Origin of the sequence: Bradyrhizobium sp., assembly GCF_016462955.1 — a bacterium.
Taxonomy (GTDB): Bacteria; Pseudomonadota; Alphaproteobacteria; order Rhizobiales; family Xanthobacteraceae; genus Bradyrhizobium.
The window spans coordinates 1-306 of record NZ_JAEMSD010000014.1; the positions used below are offsets into that span (position 1 = coordinate 1).

Here is a 306-nt window from a genome sequence, read left to right on the forward strand (position 1 = left end):
CATCGGCGTCGGCCGGGACGCGGGCAAGGATGTGGCGGTCGATCCCGGCCGAGGTGACGATGACGTGGCGGCCCGAGGCCGTCGCCCACGACGGAATCAGATCAGGCAGCAGCGTCGGCAGGCTTTCGACGGCCTTCTGCCGCTCGTGTCTTACCGTGGTGAGCCGGTCGATGCGCTCGGCGAGCAGGTCGGCGAGGGCCGAAATGTCGTGGCGGATCACCAGCCGCTTCTGGCGCGTCTGGTCGACGACCTGCACGAAGGCGCCGAGACAGATCGTGATCAGGAAGGCGATGATGAGCGTCGGCA

1 pseudogene is annotated in these 306 nt (G+C 68.0%); it reads right to left on the reverse strand.

From position 1 onward, the window contains the following. Window positions 1-306 (reverse strand): annotated as a pseudogene (locus JHD07_RS03155) (PAS domain-containing sensor histidine kinase); the annotation flags it as partial.